This is a genomic window from Actinophytocola sp. (genome assembly GCF_036402745.1).
Classification (GTDB): Bacteria; Actinomycetota; Actinomycetes; order Mycobacteriales; family Pseudonocardiaceae; genus Actinophytocola.
On record NZ_DASWSJ010000277.1, the window covers coordinates 18,538 to 34,808 of the forward strand.

The window sequence follows — 16,271 nt, forward strand, 5'->3', positions numbered from 1 at the left end:
GCCTGATGGGGCACGTGAATGCGCCCGATGGTCGCGGACGTTGGCGATGGCCCGGCTCGGTCCCCACGGCGGATTCTGGGCGGACCGGTGAGCCGTGACGGACGGCTCGCGGACGGTAGGAAAGAAGGAGTTCAGCGATGAGTGCACCTGCTGCAGGTGCGGCGGCGGAGGGTGCTGCGGCCGGAGCCGCCAGCGGGGTCGCCGGAGCCGCTGCGGGCCTGGCGAAGGACGCGGCCGAGCACGTGGCCGCCGAGTTCGTGAAGCCGAACGTCAGCCACATCAGGGTCAACAACCAGACCGACCAAGCCATGACGCTCGCCGCCCAGCACTCCGACTACGGCGGCTTCGACGACAACCCGCCGGTGAGCGTCGCGCCCCACTCGACCGGCACGTTCCGGCACAGCAGCACCGCGGTGGGCGGCACGTCCGCGGCCGGGTCGCAGGGCAGCGTCACCTACAACGTCGGCGGCAACACCTGGACCATGGTCTGGGACAACCCCAAGTACGAGACGGCGAACACGGGGAGCTCCTCGCTGGCCGGGCCGACGGCGTCGAGCTACACCAAGCACGACCAGGCCGGGCACGGCTCGCAGGAAGCGCACTTCGACTACACCCTCGAGCAGGTCGCCGCCCCCACACCGTCCCATGTGGACCCGATCCACCCGGACGACCCGGACAAGCACGAGAAGAAGAAGCCTCCGGCGCACACGCCCGGTGGCGGCGGTGGCGGTGGCGGGCACGGCCACGACGTGTACCTCAAGCGGGGCAGCCACGGCCAGGAGGTCGCTCGCTGGCAGACCCAGCTGAACCAGACCATCAACGCCGGCCTCACCGTCGACGGCGACTTCGGCTCCGCCACGCACGACGCGACGCTGCAGTTCCAGCAGCAGCACGGGTTGAAGGTGGACGGCCTGGTCGGCCCGGAGACCGAGGCGAAGATGCAGAGCCTGTTCACCCCCGCCGAGGAGAAGCACGGCATGGGCGTGGACATCCCGGACCACGCCCAGGGCGGTCAGCCGGAAGGGCCGTACCACCCGTCGACGCACGGGGAGTACCACCCGGACAACCACGGGCAGTTCCACCCGCAGACCCATGGCCAGTTCCACCCCGAGACCCACGGCCAGTACCACCCCGGCCTGCACGGCTCCTACCACCCCGAGATGCACGGGCCCTACCACCCGGAGATGCACGGGCAGTACCACCCGGAGTCCCACGGCCAGTTCCACCCGGAGCTGCACGGCCAGTACCACCCGGGCTGGCACGGCGACTTCCACCCGGAGATGCACGGGCAGTTCCACCCGCAGTCCCACGGTGAGTACCACAACGAGCTGCACGGTCAGTTCCACCCGCAGCTGCACGGCCAGTACCACCCCGAGATGCACGGGCAGTACCACCCCGAGCAGCACGGCCAGTTCCACCTGGAGCTGCACGGCGACTTCCACCCGGAGCTGCACGGGCCCTACCACCCGGAGATCCACGGGCAGTACCACCCGGAGATGCACGGCCCGTACCACCCGGAGATCCACGGCGAGTACGACCCGCAGATCCACGGCGTGTTCAGCGTGGAGATCCACGGCCAGTTCGACGAGTCGCTGCACGGCAGTTACAGCGAGGAGAAGCACGGCCCGCACGACCCGTCGGTCCACGGGGAGCACACGGCCCCGAGCCATTGACGACTCACCGGCCCGGTGCCCCCACGGCGCCGGGCCACCGGCCGACCCGAGCCGGTGCCGGCCCGATCGGCACCTCGCCACCCCGACCCAAACTGGTCTGGCGGCCCACTGTGGTGCCCGCCGGACCCCCGACCAGGACTGTCGGCCGCCCGAAGGGGCGGTTCGGCATGCCCGATGCCTCGCCCGGCGAACGACTGCGGCACAGGGGCAACAGCAACAGGATCAGTCGTAGCCGGCAGGTCGTGACAGGCGGTCGGCGACGCTCACCAAAGCAACGAGGGAGACACCCGAGATGGCCAGCAGTTACCTCGCGCCCGGTGTGTACATGGAGGAAGTTTCCTCGGGTTCGCGGCCGATCGAGGCCGTCGGCACCGCGGTCGCCGCCTTCGTGGGATTCGCCGAGCGTGGCCCCTTGCACGAGCCCGTGCTCGTCACCAACTGGACGCAGTTCAAGCACAACTTCGGTGACTTCGTCGAGAACTACTACCTCGCGCACGCCGTGTACGGCTACTTCCAGAACGGCGGCGGCACCGCGTACGTCGTGCGCGTCGGAGGTGGCGGCGGGAACGCGGCGAGCGAGGGCAACGGGCACGTCGTGCTGCCGGCCGCGGAGCTTCCGGCCGCCGGCGACGGCAAGCCGGCGCTGACGATCTCCGCGCGGGCGGTGGACTCCGGCGACCTCACCGTCGAGGTCGCGTCGGCCAGCGAGGAGGCCGAGGACAACTTCAAGCTCGTCGTCAAGCAGGGCGGCCAGCCGGTCGAGACGTTCGACAACGTCACCACCAAGCGCGGCCCCAACAACGTCGCCACCGTGGTGCGCCAGCAGTCGAAGCTCATCCTCATCGAGGAGACCAAGGGCAAGGCGCTGTCGCTGCCCAGGACCGGCGAGATCACGCTCGGCACCCCGGCCCCGTCGCCGGCGAAGGTCGGCGCCAACGACTACGTCGGCAACTCCTCCGACCGCACCGGGTTCGGCGGCCTCGAGGCCATCGACGAGGTCACCATGCTCTGCGTGCCGGACCTGATGGCCGCCTACCAGCACGGCGCACTGTCCATCGAGGACGTCAAGGCCGTGCAGCTCGCGATGATCGCGCACTGCGAGCTGATGGCCGACCGGATCGCCATCCTCGACACCCCGCCCGGGCTCAAGGCCCAGGAGGTCAAGGACTGGCGGATGGACGTCACCGGCTACGACTCGAAGTACGCGGCGATGTACTGGCCGTGGATCAAGGTCGCCGACCCGGTGGCCGGCAAGCAGGTCTTCGTGCCGCCGTCGGGTGCGATGGCTGGCATCTGGGCGCGCAACGACGCGAGCCGGGGCGTGCACAAGGCGCCGGCCAACGAGGTCGTGCGCGGCGCGGTCACCCTCGAGCTCAACATCACCAAGGGCGAGCACGACGTGCTGAACCCGATCGGCGTGAACTGCATCCGCAGCTTCCGCGGCCAGGGCATCCGGGTGTGGGGCGCGCGAACGCTGTCCAGCGACCCGGAGTGGCGCTACCTCAACGTCCGCCGCCTGTTCAACTACGTCGAGAAGTCCATCCTGCAGGGCACCAACTGGGTGGTGTTCGAGCCGAACGACCCCAAGTTGTGGGACTCGGTCAAGCGCACCGCGACGATGTTCCTGCGCCGCGTCTGGCGCGACGGCGCGCTGTTCGGCCGCGCGCCCGCCCAGGCCTTCTTCGTCAAGTGCGACGAGGAGAACAACCCGCCGGAGAACCGCGACGCCGGGATCCTCACGGTGGAGATCGGCATCGCCCCGGTCAAGCCGGCCGAGTTCGTCGTGTTCCGCATCTCGCAGTTCGCCGAGGGCGCGGGCCTCGAGGAATGACCAACCCAGCACCCCGCGCACACCCTAAGGAGACCTTGCCATGGCCGGACTAGGCCCGAACCAGCCCAACGACGCGATCACCGCTGCCCGGTTCTCGATCACCATCGACGGCTACGAGATCGCCTCGTTCTCCGAGCTGCAGGGCATCACGACCGAGGTGAAGCCGGTGGAGCTGATCGAGTCCAGCGACAAGGAGATCATCCTCAAGAAGCTGCCCGGCAAGACCGAGCCCGCCACGCTGGTCCTCAAGCGGGGCAAGAACTCGAGCATGGAGCTGTGGGCGTGGCACGAGGCCGTGCTCATGGGTGACATCGTCGCGGCCCGCAAGTCGTGCTCGCTGGTCATGTACGACACCGCCGGCAAGCCGGTCGCGCGCTACCACCTGGAGCACGCGTGGCCCGCCAAGCTCGAGATCGGCGCGCTGAAGGCCGGCGCCAGCGAGGTGCTGATGGAGACGGTCACGATCGTGGCCGAGCGCATCCAGCGCGTGGCGGCGTGACGGTGGCGGCGGCGCAGGAGACCGGCCTGCGCATCGAGTACCCGTTCACGTTGCCCCGCGGCTACGTCGACGAGCACGGCCGGGTGCACCGCGAGGGCGTGATGCGCCTGGCCACCGCGCGGGACGAGATCACCACCCAGGCCGACCAGCGGGCCCGGCAGAACCCGGCCTACCTCACGGTCCTGCTGCTGGAGCGGACCGTCACCACGCTGGGCGAGGTGCCCGCCGTGGACAGTTTCGTCGTGGAGAACCTCTTCGCGTCGGACCTGGCGTTCCTGCAGGACCTGTACCGGCGCATCAACGCCGACGGGCACACCGAGGTCGCGGTCAGCTGCCCGCACTGCGGCAACGACTTCGCGGTGGATGTCGCAGGTGATGCGCCGGGGGGATCGTGACGTACGCGGCCGACCGGGTGTGGGAGGAAGTCGCGTACGTCGCCTACTACCTGCACTGGCCGCTCGACTCGATTCTCGACCTCGAGCATCCGGTACGGGAACGAGTGATCTCGGAGATCGGGAAGATCCACACGCGGTTCGGCGCGGAGGACTGACCGGGTCTCCACGGGAGAGAAAGGGAGCGAGATGCGCTGGCCGTTCCGGCGAAGGGATGAGCGTGTGGAGTCCACAGTGGACTCCACGCACGCCGAGCCGAGCACCGGCCCGGCCGGCGTCGCGGCGGCCGGGGTGCCCCGGCGCCCGGGCCGGCAGTGGGCCTCGCTGCCCCCGCTTCCCGTCACCGTGGCGCCGACCGCGCCGCTGGTGACGGGACCGGCGCCGGTGCTCGCGCCGCTGCCGGGCAGCCGGCTGGTGTACGGCCCGCCGATCGCGACCCAGGCGGGCCGGGTCGAGGGCCTCGCCCGGACCGTCGCTCGCGAGCCCGAGCCCAGCACGCCGGTGGTGGCCACCCCGCTGCCGCCCGCGCCGGAGCCCATGACCCACCGGCCGGTTCGCGCGGTGCCGGCCACCCCGCCGGCCCCGCTGACCGAGGCGACCTCGGCCTACGTCGGTGCGCCGCGCGAGCCCGCCGAGCCGCACCGAGCCCCCGGCTGGCTGCGGTACGCGCCGGCCTGGCTGACCCAGGGCGAGCCCGACCCGCTGGGCCTGCCCATGAGCCGGCCCGAGCCCACCCCGGAGCCGCCGCGTCCGGTGTTCCCGCCGACCCGGCTGTCCGAGGCACCCGTGCCCGCGCCGGAGTCCACTGTGGAGCCGCCGGCGCGGGTGACGCCCACGCTGCCGCTCGAGCGGCCGAAGCGGCGGGCGACGCTGGGCCAGTCCCGCAAGCTGGGCCTGGGCGCGCCGATCAAGAAGGCCGGCGAGCAGGACCTGGTGCCGCCGCCGGAGCCCCCGCGGCTGGCGGCCGCGACCCCGGCCCCCACCCCTGCTCCGGTCCCGGCGCCGCCGGCGGAGCGGGCCCGGACCGCCGAGCGGCCGGCCGAGGAGGAGGCGGGCGAGGAGCCGCCGCTGCCCCAACCACCGCCGCAGCCGCCGCCCCCGCCGCTGTCGCACAAGCCGTCGCCCCCACCTCCGCCGCCGGTCCGGCCGGCGGAGGCGGTCGCACCGGAGCCCCCCGCGAAGCCGGTCCAGCCGGCCGCGGTCCCGCTGGTCTACAAGGGCGCCGAGGGCCGCCGCGAGCGTCCGGCCGCCACCCGGCAGGGCACCACGCAGGTCCCGGCCGGGCTCGCCGACGCGATCCGCGGCCGGACCGGCGTCGACGTCGCCGACGTGCCGGTGCACCGCACCCCCGAGGCGTCCGCCGAGGCGCGGACCCTCGGCGCGCGCGCGTTCACCCGCGACGCCCAGGTGTACCTGCCCGAGGAGGCCGGCCCGCTCGACACGCCCAAGGCCCGCGGCCTGCTGGCCCACGAGCTCGTGCACGTGGTCCAGCAGCGCACGCTCGGGCCCGCACTGTCCACTACGGACGGCGCGGCGCTCGAGGCCGAGGCGGTCGCGGCCGAGCACGAGCACGGTGGGCACGCCCCCGCACCCGCGCCGCTGCGGCACCCGTCGCTGACCCAGGTGATCGGCCAGGCGGCGCGCACGGCCGGCGTCCAGCTCGCCCCGCTCGCCGGGGAGCCGGTGATCAGCTCGGTGACACCCGTCCAGGTCACCTCCGCGATGCCACCGACCCCGCCGGCCGCGACGCTCAGCGACCCCGTCCGCCAGGACATCGGCGCGATCTCCGAGCAGACGGCCGCAGCCAGCGCGACCCGGGTGCTCGAGACGTGGTCCAACCCCGACCTGGGCGGGTCCGGCTTCTCGGCAGGCGGCGCGCTGCCGCTGTCCCTGCCGGCGTCCGCGCCGGCCGAGCCCGCGCCGGTGCCGACCGCGGGGCAGCCCGAGAGCGCGGCCGAGTCGGAGATGGCCAACCAGGTCCTCCAGGTGATCAACCTCGACCGCACGAGCAAGGGCGAGCAGCCGCTCACCACGCTCGACGAGTCCACGACGGCGCAGATCCGGCAGGCCATCGCCGAGCAGTTGGCGATCTCCACCAACCGCTCGATGCTGATGGCCACCGCGCTCGCCTCCGCGGGCGAGCCGGCGATCACCGGGCCGGCCCCCGCGGCCGCCGCGCCGGAAACCCCGCGCCAGCAACAGCAACCGGCACCCGAACCGGTGCCGGTCCCCGCTCCGGCGCCCGCGCCGGACCCGGTGCGCGAGGAGGACTCGGCGCTGCGGGACGGGCAGATCGATCTGGAGAAGATCGACCTCGACGACCTCTCCACCCGGCTCTACGACCGCCTGCGCAGCCGGCTGCGCATGGAGCTGCTGATCGACCGCGAGCGGGCCGGCCTGCTCACCGATTTCCGTTAGGAGTACAGCGATGGTGGGACTCAACGACCAGTCGAAGATCGGCCTCGGCAACCGGTTCAAGGTCAAGGTGACCCCCGGTGGCTGGGACCTCGGCAGCTGGGCCAAGGCCGACGGCCTCGACGTCAGCTGGGAGGTGCCGGAGTACCGCTCCGGCGAGGACTGGAACCAGCGGTACTTCGCGCCGGCCAACACCAAGTACACCGGGGTGAAGCTGACCCGGGCCGCGGCCGCCGGCGACACCGAGACGGTCAAGAAGTGGCTGGAGAAGAACGCCACGAAGCACGACCTCAACGCCGAGGTGCAGATCGCGCTGTGCGACTCGAGCGGGGACAAGGTCATGGCCTGGGACCTCAAGAACGTGGTCGTCAAGAAGTGGTCGGTCACCTCGATGGACGCCGGCTCCAGCACGGTCGCCGTGGAGACGCTGGAGCTGGAGCACGAGGGCTTCCTGAGCGACGAGTGGAAGCTGAACGTCTGACCGTCCATCCGCGACAGTCGAGAGGGGACCGATCGTGGTCAACGTGAGCGCGATGCTCGGCCTGCAGACCCGCTTCAAGGTCGTCGTCGACGGCGTCGACCTCGGCGGCTGGTCGAAGTGCACCGGGCTCGCCGTCGAGTTCAAGGCCAAGATGATCGTCGAGGGCGGCAACTACGAGTACCAGCCGATCCTGCCCGACATCATCGAGTACAAGCCGATCGTGCTCGAGCGGGCGATGAACGCCCAGGACTCCGAGCACGTGCAGAACTGGTTGCGCGGCAAGGTGTCCAGCTACATGAAGCAGGACTTCCGGGGCGGCGGCGGCGGCACCGCGCACATCACCCTGTGCGACTCGCACGGCAACAAGGTCACGTCGTGGTCGCTGCGCGGCGTCTACCCGGCCGGGTGGGACGGGCCGGAGCTGTCCGCGTCGACGTTCGGCATCGCGATCGAGAAGTTGAAGCTCGTGCACGAGGGCTTCCTGTGAGGAGACGGCAATGACGATCCCAGGGATCGGCGGCTCGGCGGTCGACGCGGCCATCGGCGTCGGCATCGGCGTGGCAGCCGTCATGGGCGCGCGGGTGCCCGCGTCGCTGCGCTGCGTCACGCCGCCGAGCATCGGCTTCGTGCCGTTCGACTTCAACCCGGAGAAGGTCACGATGACCCGCGGGTCGAACGTCGGCAACATGTCCAAGCCGAACCCGCCGAGCGCGACCAGCCTCACGCCCAGCACCAACGGCGGCGCGCACGTGCCGACGAAGGCGCTCAGCGGGTCGAAGATCAAGCTGAGCAAGCTCACCTTCACGGGCCCGCTGACGAAGTTCTTCTGCGACCAGCTGATGGCGTGGATGATCCCGAACGCCAGCTTCGGCGCGATGATCGGCCTCGGCGGGTTCGCCAGCCAGCCGGCCAAGCTGACCTTCCAGTGGGGCCCGCCGATGGTCGGCTTCATGTACGACTGCAAGATCACCTCCTGCTCGGTGAGCTACATCCGGTTCTCCGCCATCGGCATCCCGCTGCGTGCCGAGGTCGAGCTCGACCTGCTGGAGATCCCGTCCCCGTGGGGCAGCCTGCCGACCAACCCCACCTCGGGCGGCCTGCCCGGGCGGCGCGCGCACGTCGTCGGGCACGGTGAGTCGCTGCAGTCGATCGCCACCGAGAAGTACGGCACGCCCGCGCTGTGGCGCAGGATCGCCGAGGTCAACAAGATCCAGGACCCGGCCCGGCTGCGTCCGGGCACCACGATCTACCTGCCCAACCCGGACGAGCTCACCGCCTCGACCGCCGGGAGGCCCGCATGATGCCCGGTGGCGGCACGGACATCGAGATCGTCCACCCGAAGATCAGCATCGGGGCGTTCGAAATGCCGCTGTCGATCTTCCCCGGCGTCGAGGGCCTGCTCATCCGCACGGTCGTGGACACCCACCTGCACATGCCGGACATGTTCGAGCTGACCTTCTTCGACGACAACGGGACCGTTGTCGGTGACGCGGGCCTGACGATCGGCACGAAGATCAAGATCGAGGCACCCCGGCCGGGCAAGACCACCAACGAGACGCTGATCAAGGGCGAGGTCACCTCGATCGAGGCCCGCTGCGAGGGGCACCTGATCTACACGATCATCCGCGGCTACGAGAAGGCGCACCGGCTGCAGCGCGCCAAGCGCAGCCGCACGTTCGTCAACATGTCCGACGCCGACATCGCCGAGGAGGTCGCCTCCGCGGCGGGCCTCGACATCGGCAAGATCGTGCCGAGCAGGACCACGCACGACCACATCGCCCAGGTCGCGCAGACCGACTGGGACTTCCTCACCCAGCGGGCCCGCGAGATCGGCTACGAGACGGTCGTCGTCGGTGGCGAGTTCTTCTTCCGCCCGGCGTCGGGCCGCCCGGCGGGTGGCGGGCTCGGCGGTGCGCTGGGCGCGGTCGCGAGCGCGGCGGGGGACCTGCTGGGGCTCTCGGACAAGCTGACGTTCAAGAAGAACCTCATGTCGTTCCACCCGCGCATCTCCGCCGCGAACATCACGCCGGACGTCGAGGTGCGGGTGTGGGACTCCAAGGACGCCCGCGTGGTCAGCTCCCGGTCGGCCGCGACCACCGGCACCGCCACGATCCCCGGCCAGGAGCCGGCCGACCTCGCCGACTCGTTCACCGACGGCTTGCTGCCGCCGCTGCCCTCCCTGCCGGCGCTGCCGCCGATCCCGGGCCTGCCGAAGATCGACTTCGGCACGTCGCCGAGCAACACCGCCTACGTCGTGGTGGACCGGCCGCTGGCGTTCGGCACGGCCGCCGCCCGCGCGGTCGAGGAGGCGGCGAAGGGCGTCGCCGACCACATCGGCAGCACGTTCGCCGAGGCCGAGGGCGACGCGCTCGGCGACCCGAAGATCCAGGCCGGCGCCCAGGTCGACATCGACGGCGTGCCCGAGCAGTTCAAGGGCAAGTGGACGGTCACCAACGCGCGGCACGTGTTCGACGCCGCCGAGAACGGCTACCACACCCGGTTCTGGGTGAGCGGCCGGCAGAACCGCAACCTGCTCGGCCTCACCGCCGGGACGAAGGACAACCGCACCCAGTTCCCCGGGCTGGTGTGCGGCGTGGTCACCAACGTGTCCGACCCGGAGAAGCTGGGCCGGGTCAAGGTGGCGATGCCGTGGCTCGCGCCCGACTTCGAGTCGGACTGGGCGCGGGTGATCCAGATCGGCGCCGGCCCGCGCAGCGGCGCGCTGTTCCTGCCCGAGGTCGGCGACGAGGTCGGCATCGGCTTCGAGTTCGGCGACCCGCGCCGCCCGTACGTCCTGGGCGGGCTGGTCAACAGCAACTCCAGGTACGGCGCGCTCAAGACCGCGGTGAGCAGTTCCGGCACGGTCAACGAGCGCGGGATCGCCACCCCGGCCGGCAACAAGCTGTTGTTCACCGACGACCTGCCGCCCGGCCCGCCCGGCCTGCCGCCGATCAAGTCGGCGATGGTGCTGGGCACCAAGGACGACAAGCTCTCGCTCACCATCGACCAGGTGGCCGGCACGATCACGCTGTCCTGCAACCCCGCGCCGCCGGCCAGCAGGACCCCGGCCGGCGCGCTGACGATCGAGTGCCCGGGCATGGGCTCGATCTCGATCAAGGCGGGGGTCGGCGGCCTGAAGCTCGAGACCGACGGTCAGCTCGAGCTCAGCGGGAAGCTCGGCGTGAAGATCGAGAGCGCCGCGGTGACCGAGGTCAAGGGTTCGCTACTCAAGCTCAACTAAGGGGCATGTCGTGACGACGTCACAGGACTTCATCGGCGCCGGGTGGGCGTTCCCGCTCGGCGTCGGGCCACAGGGCGGGATCGCCCTCGTGCGCCGCGAGGTGGAGCTGGAGCAGGCGATGCGCCTGATCCTCTCGACCTACCCGGGGGAGCGGCCGATGCGGCCGCTGTTCGGCAGCAGGCTGCGGGACTTCGTGTTCCGCTCGGTGAACGTCGACACGATCTCCGAGCTGTCCAGGGTGGTCCGCGAGGCGCTGGTGCAGTGGGAGCCCCGGGTCGACGTGGAGAACGTGCTCATCTCCCCGGACCCGCACGACAACAGCACGCTCTACATCGACATCCAGTACCGGCCCAAGGACTCCAACGACCGCCGGAACCTGGTCTTCCCCTTCTACACGATCCCCGAGGACGGGAGTGACTACTGATGGCGCTGCCCGCACCCAACCTCGACGACCGCCGGTTCCAGGACCTCGTCGACGACGCCAAGCGGATGGTCCAACGCCGCTGTCCTGAGTGGACCGACCACAACGTCTCCGATCCCGGCGTGACGCTGATCGAGACGTTCGCGTTCATGACCGACCAGCTGCTGTTCCGGCTCAACCAGGTGCCCGACCGGCTCTACGTGAAGTTCCTCGAGCTCATCGGGCTGCGGCTGATCCCGGCCACCCCGGCGCAGGCGGCGGTGACGTTCTGGCTCTCCGCGCCCGCGATCGCGTCGGTCGGCATCCCCGCCGGCACCACCGTGGCGACGATGCGCACCGAGCAGGAGGAGTCGATCGTCTTCGCCACCGAGGCCGACCTGCGGATCGAGCCGTGCTCGCTGAACCGGGTCGCGACCCGCGCCACCGACGCCGACGCGCAGACCGACCGGACCGACGAGCTGAAGATGGGCCAGTCGTTCCAGGCGTTCTCGGCGGTGCCCCGGGTCGGCGACGCGATGCTCGTCGGCCTGTCCACCCCGGCGCCGCACTGCGTGGTGCGGCTCGAGTTCGACTGCCGGGTCGAGGGCGTCGGCGTGCACCCGGACCACCCGCCGCTGGTGTGGGAGGCGTGGAACGGCAAGGACTGGAAGCGCTGCCTGGTCAGCAAGGACGGCACCGGCGCGCTGAACACCGCGGGCGAGGTGCTCGTGCACGTGCCCGGCGACCACGAGTCGGCCGTGTTCGGCGGCGAGGCCGCCGGATGGCTGCGCGCCCGGGTCGTCGAGGTCGACGCCGACGTCCCCACCTATGCCGCCTCGCCGCTGGTGACCGCGCTGTCCGCGTCGACGGTCGGCGGCACGGTCGAGGCCGACCACTGCGAGATCATCGAGGAGGAGGTGCTCGGCGACGCCGAGGGCGTGCCGGGCACGCAGTTCACCGCCTCGCGCACCCCGGTCGTGATCGGCGCCGGCGCGGCCACCCTCGAGACCATGTCGGACGGGGGCTGGCAGGAGTGGACGCCGGTCCAGCACTTCGCCGGCAGCGGCCCCGACGACCGGCACTACATCCTCGACGGCGCCTCCGGCACCGTCCACTTCGGACCGGCGATCCGCGAGGCGGACGGCGGGCTGCGCCAGTACGGCGCCGTGCCGCCCTACGGCGCCACGGTCCGGCTGCGCCGCTACGCCACCGGCGGCGGCCGCACGGGCAACGTCGGCAAGGGCGCGATCCGGACGCTGAAGTCGTCGATCCCGTTCGTCAGCCGGGTGGAGAACCTGGAGGCCGCGTGGGGTGGCGTGGACGGCGAGAGCGTCGAGCAGGCCAAGGCCCGCGGGCCGATCCTGCTGCGCACCCGCAGCCGCGCGGTCACCGCGGAGGACTACGAGGCGATCACCCACGAGGCCGCGCCGGACGTGGCGCGGGTCCGCTGCGTCACCGCGGGCGACGACGACACCGACCCCGGCTCGGTGCGGGTGCTGATCGTGCCGGCCGCCGCGGAGGTCGAGGGCCGGATCGACTTCGCCGAGCTGGTGCCGGGCGAGGAGACGCTGCGGCGGATCACCGAGCGGCTCGACGAGGTGCGGCTGATCGGCACCCGGGTGCTGGTCTCGCCGCCGCGCTACCGCGGGGTCACGGTCGTGGCCCGGGTGATCGCGCGGCCGCGGCTGGACAAGTCCCGCGTGCGAACCGACGCGCTCGCCGCGCTGTACGAGTACCTGAACCCGATCAGCGGCGGGCGGTTCGGCCAGGGCTGGGAGTTCGGGCGTCCCGTGCAGGCCGGTGACATCTACGCGTTGCTGCAACGGGTGCGCGGCGTGGACCTGGTGGAGGACGTCCGGCTGTTCGGCGCCAACCCGGTGACCGGCGAGCGGGGCGAGGAGGCCCAGCGGCTCGACGTGGACCCGCACAGCCTCATCTTCTCCTACGAGCACCACGTGAAGGTGGAGGACAGCTGATGCGCGGCATGGTCGCGGGGCTGGCCAACGCCTCGCCGTTCCTGGAGATGCTGCCGGCGATCTTCCAGGAAGATCCCTTCACGGAGCGCTTCGTCGCCGGCTTCGACGACGTGCTGGCGCCGATTCTGGCCACTTTGGACTGTCTGGTCGACTACTTCGACCCGTACCTCGCGCCCGAGGACTTCCTGGAGTGGATGGCGAGCTGGGTCGGCATCGAGCTCGAGGAGGGCTGGCCGATCGAGCGCCGCCGCGCCGTCGTGGCGACGGCCGTGGAGATGTACCGCATGCGCGGCACGGTCGCGGGGTTGCGGGCGAACCTGCAGGTGCTGACGGGTGGCCGGGTGGAGATCGCGGACAGCGGCGCGGTCGGCTGGTCCCGGTCGCCGGGCGCCGACATGCCGGGCGAGGCGTCCCCGCGGCTGGCCGTGCGGATCCGCGTGCACGACCCGTCGAGCGTGCCCATGGACCTGGTCGACTCGGCGGTCGCGGCGGCCAAGCCCGCGCACGTCGTGCACCGAGTCGAGGTGGACCGGCCATGAGCGAGCTTGCGAGCGAATCAGTGTCACAGGGCGACGCACTTTTTTCCGCGGAGGAGCGGTCATGATCGTGTGCAAGAGCTGCGGCTTCCACAACAAGGAGACCGACGCGTTCTGCGGATCGTGCGGGGCGTTCCTTGAGTGGACGGGGGAGAAGCTGGCGCCCGCGCCGGTGCCTGCCGCGGAGCCGGAGGCGGCGGAGGAGCAGCCGAAGCGCGGCTGGCTGTCCCGCATCCAGTCGATGCTGTATGTGGACGTGGGCGACCGAGACCCGGTGGAGGCCAAACCGGGCCCCGGCGCCCCCGGCCGCCCCGCCGGCCCACCCGGCGCCCGGCCACCCGGGCCGCCGCCACCGCCCGGCGCCCCGAAGCCGCCCGGCGCACCCCCACCCCCACCCGGCGGGAGAGCCCCTGGCGCACCGCCCCCACCGCCGCCTCCGCCAGGCGGGAGAGGCCCAGGCGCACCACCGCCACCCCCGCCGCCGCCAGGCGCGAAGGGACCCGGGGCACCGCCGCCTCCGCCGCCCCCACCAGGTGGCGCACCGAAGCCGCCGCCCCCGCCCGGCGGGCCGGCCTCCGGCGGAGCGCCACCGCCGCCACCGCCTCCTCCGCCGCCCGGCGGGTCGGCGGGAGCCGCGGGCGGGGGAGTGGCCGCGCCACCGGCGCCCCCACCTCCGCCGGCGCTGCCCAGGCTCCCCTCCCCGAGCGGCGGCGTGGCCGCCCCACCCGCACCGCCGGCCTTACCGGCCGCGCCCGCGCCGGGTGGCGTGGCCGCCGGGCTGGTCGCCCCACCGCCGCCGCCCAGGCCACCGGCCCCGCCCGGTGCCTCCGCTCCGGCGTTGCCGCCCGCCCCGCCGCCGCCGAAGCCGGCGTCGGGCCCCGAGCTGCCGGCGCCACCGGCACCGCCGGCGCCACCCAAGGCGACCGACGCCGAGGCCAGGGCGCTCGTCACCCCCGTCGACGGCAGGGCCACCGCCGCCCAGGCCGAGTCCGTGGTCCCGCAGGAGGCGCAGAGGAAGGCGGCCCCGGTGCGCCGGCAGCCGCCGTCGCGCAAGCTCCAGCCGGGGGACCTCATCTGCGGCGACTGCGGCGAGGGCAACGCCCAGACCCGCAAGTTCTGCAGCCGCTGCGGGTCCTCGCTCGCCACCGCCGAGATCGTCAAGACACCGTGGTGGCGCAAGCTCCTGCCGCGCCGTGGCGCCAAGGTCCGCAAGTCCGGCGAGCGGCCCAAGCGAAGCGGCCGCGGCGGCAAGACCAAGACAGGCGTGTTCGTCAGCGCGACGTTCAAGCTCGTCCGCCGGGTCGTGTCGATCGTCGTGCTGCTCGCCGGCATCGCGTACGGCCTGTTCGCGCCGTTCCGCGGCTGGGTGAACGAGCGCGCGATCGAGGTCAAGGCCGGGGTGGAGAACATCTTCTTCCCGACCTACGAGCCGGTGCACGCCTCCGAGCCGCCGGTCGCGCCGCTGCAGGTGAAGGGCTTCCCGGCCGAGCAGGCGCTCGACGGCGCGTCCGACACCGCGTGGGCGGCCCCGCTGGGCGGCAAGGAGCCGGTCATCGAGGTGAAGTTCGGCCGCGACGTCAAACTCGCCCGCATGATTGTCCACAATGGACAGAAGGAGAACTTCAAGGGCCGGGCCCGGGCGCAGAAGCTGCACCTGGTGTTCTCGACGGGCAAGACCACCGACGTCATCCTCACCGACGCCCCCGACTCGCAGACCGTCTCGATCGACAACGGCGAGGGTGCCTCGAGCGTGGAGATCCACGTGACGGCGACGTTCAAGTCGATGTCCGGCAACGAGCTCGCCATCAGCGAACTGGAGTTCTTCGAGGAGGTGTAGCGGGTACGGTCACGGCGTGCCCGTAGCGCTAGGCCACCGCACCACCGGCAGTCCGAACGGGCTGCCGGTGGTGCTGTTGCACGCCCTCGGCGAGGACGCCACGACCTGGGACCGGTTCGCCGCCGAGCTGGCCGCCGCCGGCCGCCACGCGATCGCGCTCGACCTGCGCGGGCACGGCACCAGCCCGCATCCGGGGGACTAGACCGCCACCCCGGATTTAAAAGTGCGCGTTGCGTCCCAGCGAATAGTGCGGGTATCGAGGTGGATGGTGGCTGGGTGCCGTCACGGTCCCCTGAGGTTCCGGTGGTCGGCGCATGACTTCACCCGATGATCTACGAGAGACAGGCATTACTCCTTCGACGCGATGGTCGGGCGACGTGCTGGCGTTCCTCGACGACCACGACCAGGTGGACCTTCTCGGCCACTCGATGGGCGGCCACGTGGCGTCCACCCTCGCCGGCCGGCACCCCGGGCGCGTCCGGCGACTGGTCCTCGAGGACGTACCCGTCCCACCCCGCGACGGCCCCGCGATCCCGGACGACCCACCCGCCGAGCCCGACAACCCGCCGTTCGACTGGCGGGTGGTCGCCCCGATCCGCCGCGCCGCCCGCGCGCCGGACCCCGCCTGGTGGCAGGGCATCGCGCGGATGGGAGCGCCCACGCTGTGGATCAGCGGCGGCCCGGCCAGCCACATCGACCCGGCCCGCATCGCCGCGGCCGCCGCGACGATGCCGGCGGCGACGGTCGCCGAGATCCCGGTGGGCCATCTCGTGCACGAGGAAGCACCAGGCGAGTTCGCTCGCCTGGTGCTCCCGTTCCTGAACGGCTAGCCGGCCGGGTCAGCCGCGGAGCACGAAGTCCGCCGGCCCGACCGACGGGGTCACGACCAGCAGCTGCTTCTCCGCGTTGACCGTGGCGGCGTCGGCGACCTTCGCGATCACCGTGAAGTTGCCGATCGACGCCCGGGGCAGGATCAGCAGCCCGCCGCGG

At 72.1% G+C, this 16,271-nt stretch carries 16 protein-coding genes; all 16 read left to right on the top strand.

Annotation, left to right across the window (positions count from 1 at the left end; translation table 11 throughout):
• Positions 1-137 precede the first annotated feature (137 nt).
• A complete protein-coding gene (locus tag VGD70_RS26230) occupies positions 138-1,673 on the top strand; it encodes a peptidoglycan-binding protein (protein ID WP_331085861.1) in 1,536 nt (511 codons plus the stop codon).
• A 292-nt stretch (positions 1,674-1,965) separates the two neighbouring features.
• Entirely contained in the window at positions 1,966-3,504 is a 1,539-nt protein-coding gene (locus tag VGD70_RS26235) for a phage tail sheath family protein (RefSeq protein WP_331085863.1), read from the top strand.
• Positions 3,505-3,544: 40 nt separating this feature from the next.
• Positions 3,545-4,003, top strand: a complete 459-nt coding sequence (locus tag VGD70_RS26240) for a phage tail protein (protein ID WP_331085865.1) — start codon at positions 3,545-3,547, stop codon at positions 4,001-4,003.
• Positions 4,000-4,398, top strand: a complete 399-nt coding sequence (locus VGD70_RS26245) for a phage tail assembly protein (RefSeq protein WP_331085867.1) — start codon at positions 4,000-4,002, stop codon at positions 4,396-4,398. Before VGD70_RS26240 ends, VGD70_RS26245 begins: the two co-directional genes overlap by 4 nt.
• Complete coding sequence (locus VGD70_RS26250; RefSeq protein WP_331085868.1) at positions 4,395-4,553, top strand: DUF6760 family protein; 159 nt, start codon at positions 4,395-4,397, stop codon at positions 4,551-4,553. The genes VGD70_RS26245 and VGD70_RS26250 overlap by 4 nt, the downstream gene beginning before the upstream one ends.
• A gap of 76 nt (positions 4,554-4,629) precedes the next feature.
• Positions 4,630-6,813 carry an eCIS core domain-containing protein gene (locus VGD70_RS26255; protein WP_331085870.1) on the top strand — a complete coding sequence of 728 codons (2,184 nt, stop codon included), beginning with the start codon at positions 4,630-4,632 and terminating at the stop codon, positions 6,811-6,813.
• Positions 6,814-6,823: 10 nt separating this feature from the next.
• Positions 6,824-7,291, top strand: coding sequence for a phage tail protein (locus VGD70_RS26260; RefSeq protein ID WP_331085872.1), 468 nt, complete (start codon positions 6,824-6,826; stop codon positions 7,289-7,291).
• Positions 7,292-7,325: 34 nt separating this feature from the next.
• On the top strand, positions 7,326-7,778 hold the full coding sequence (locus VGD70_RS26265; RefSeq protein WP_331085873.1) for a phage tail protein: 453 nt from the start codon (positions 7,326-7,328) through the stop codon (positions 7,776-7,778).
• A gap of 10 nt (positions 7,779-7,788) precedes the next feature.
• Positions 7,789-8,592 (top strand): LysM peptidoglycan-binding domain-containing protein, encoded by an 804-nt coding sequence (locus VGD70_RS26270; RefSeq protein ID WP_331085875.1) that lies wholly within the window; start codon positions 7,789-7,791, stop codon positions 8,590-8,592.
• Positions 8,589-10,532, top strand: coding sequence for a phage baseplate assembly protein V (locus tag VGD70_RS26275; protein ID WP_331085877.1), 1,944 nt, complete (start codon positions 8,589-8,591; stop codon positions 10,530-10,532). The genes VGD70_RS26270 and VGD70_RS26275 overlap by 4 nt, the downstream gene beginning before the upstream one ends.
• Before the next feature lie 10 nt (positions 10,533-10,542).
• Entirely contained in the window at positions 10,543-10,956 is a 414-nt protein-coding gene (locus tag VGD70_RS26280; RefSeq protein ID WP_331085879.1) for a GPW/gp25 family protein, read from the top strand.
• Entirely contained in the window at positions 10,956-12,908 is a 1,953-nt protein-coding gene (locus tag VGD70_RS26285; RefSeq protein WP_331085881.1) for a putative baseplate assembly protein, read from the top strand. Before VGD70_RS26280 ends, VGD70_RS26285 begins: the two co-directional genes overlap by 1 nt.
• Positions 12,908-13,447 (top strand): phage tail protein, encoded by a 540-nt coding sequence (locus VGD70_RS26290; RefSeq protein WP_331085883.1) that lies wholly within the window; start codon positions 12,908-12,910, stop codon positions 13,445-13,447. Before VGD70_RS26285 ends, VGD70_RS26290 begins: the two co-directional genes overlap by 1 nt.
• A gap of 709 nt (positions 13,448-14,156) precedes the next feature.
• Positions 14,157-15,281, top strand: a complete 1,125-nt coding sequence (locus VGD70_RS26295) for a discoidin domain-containing protein (protein ID WP_331085885.1) — start codon at positions 14,157-14,159, stop codon at positions 15,279-15,281.
• 16 nt (positions 15,282-15,297) lie between these two features.
• Entirely contained in the window at positions 15,298-15,483 is a 186-nt protein-coding gene (locus VGD70_RS26300; RefSeq protein ID WP_331085887.1) for an alpha/beta fold hydrolase, read from the top strand.
• A gap of 112 nt (positions 15,484-15,595) precedes the next feature.
• Positions 15,596-16,111: an alpha/beta fold hydrolase gene (locus tag VGD70_RS26305; protein WP_331085889.1), complete on the top strand. Its 516-nt coding sequence runs from the start codon at positions 15,596-15,598 to the stop codon at positions 16,109-16,111.
• The last annotated feature ends 160 nt before the right edge of the window (positions 16,112-16,271 follow it).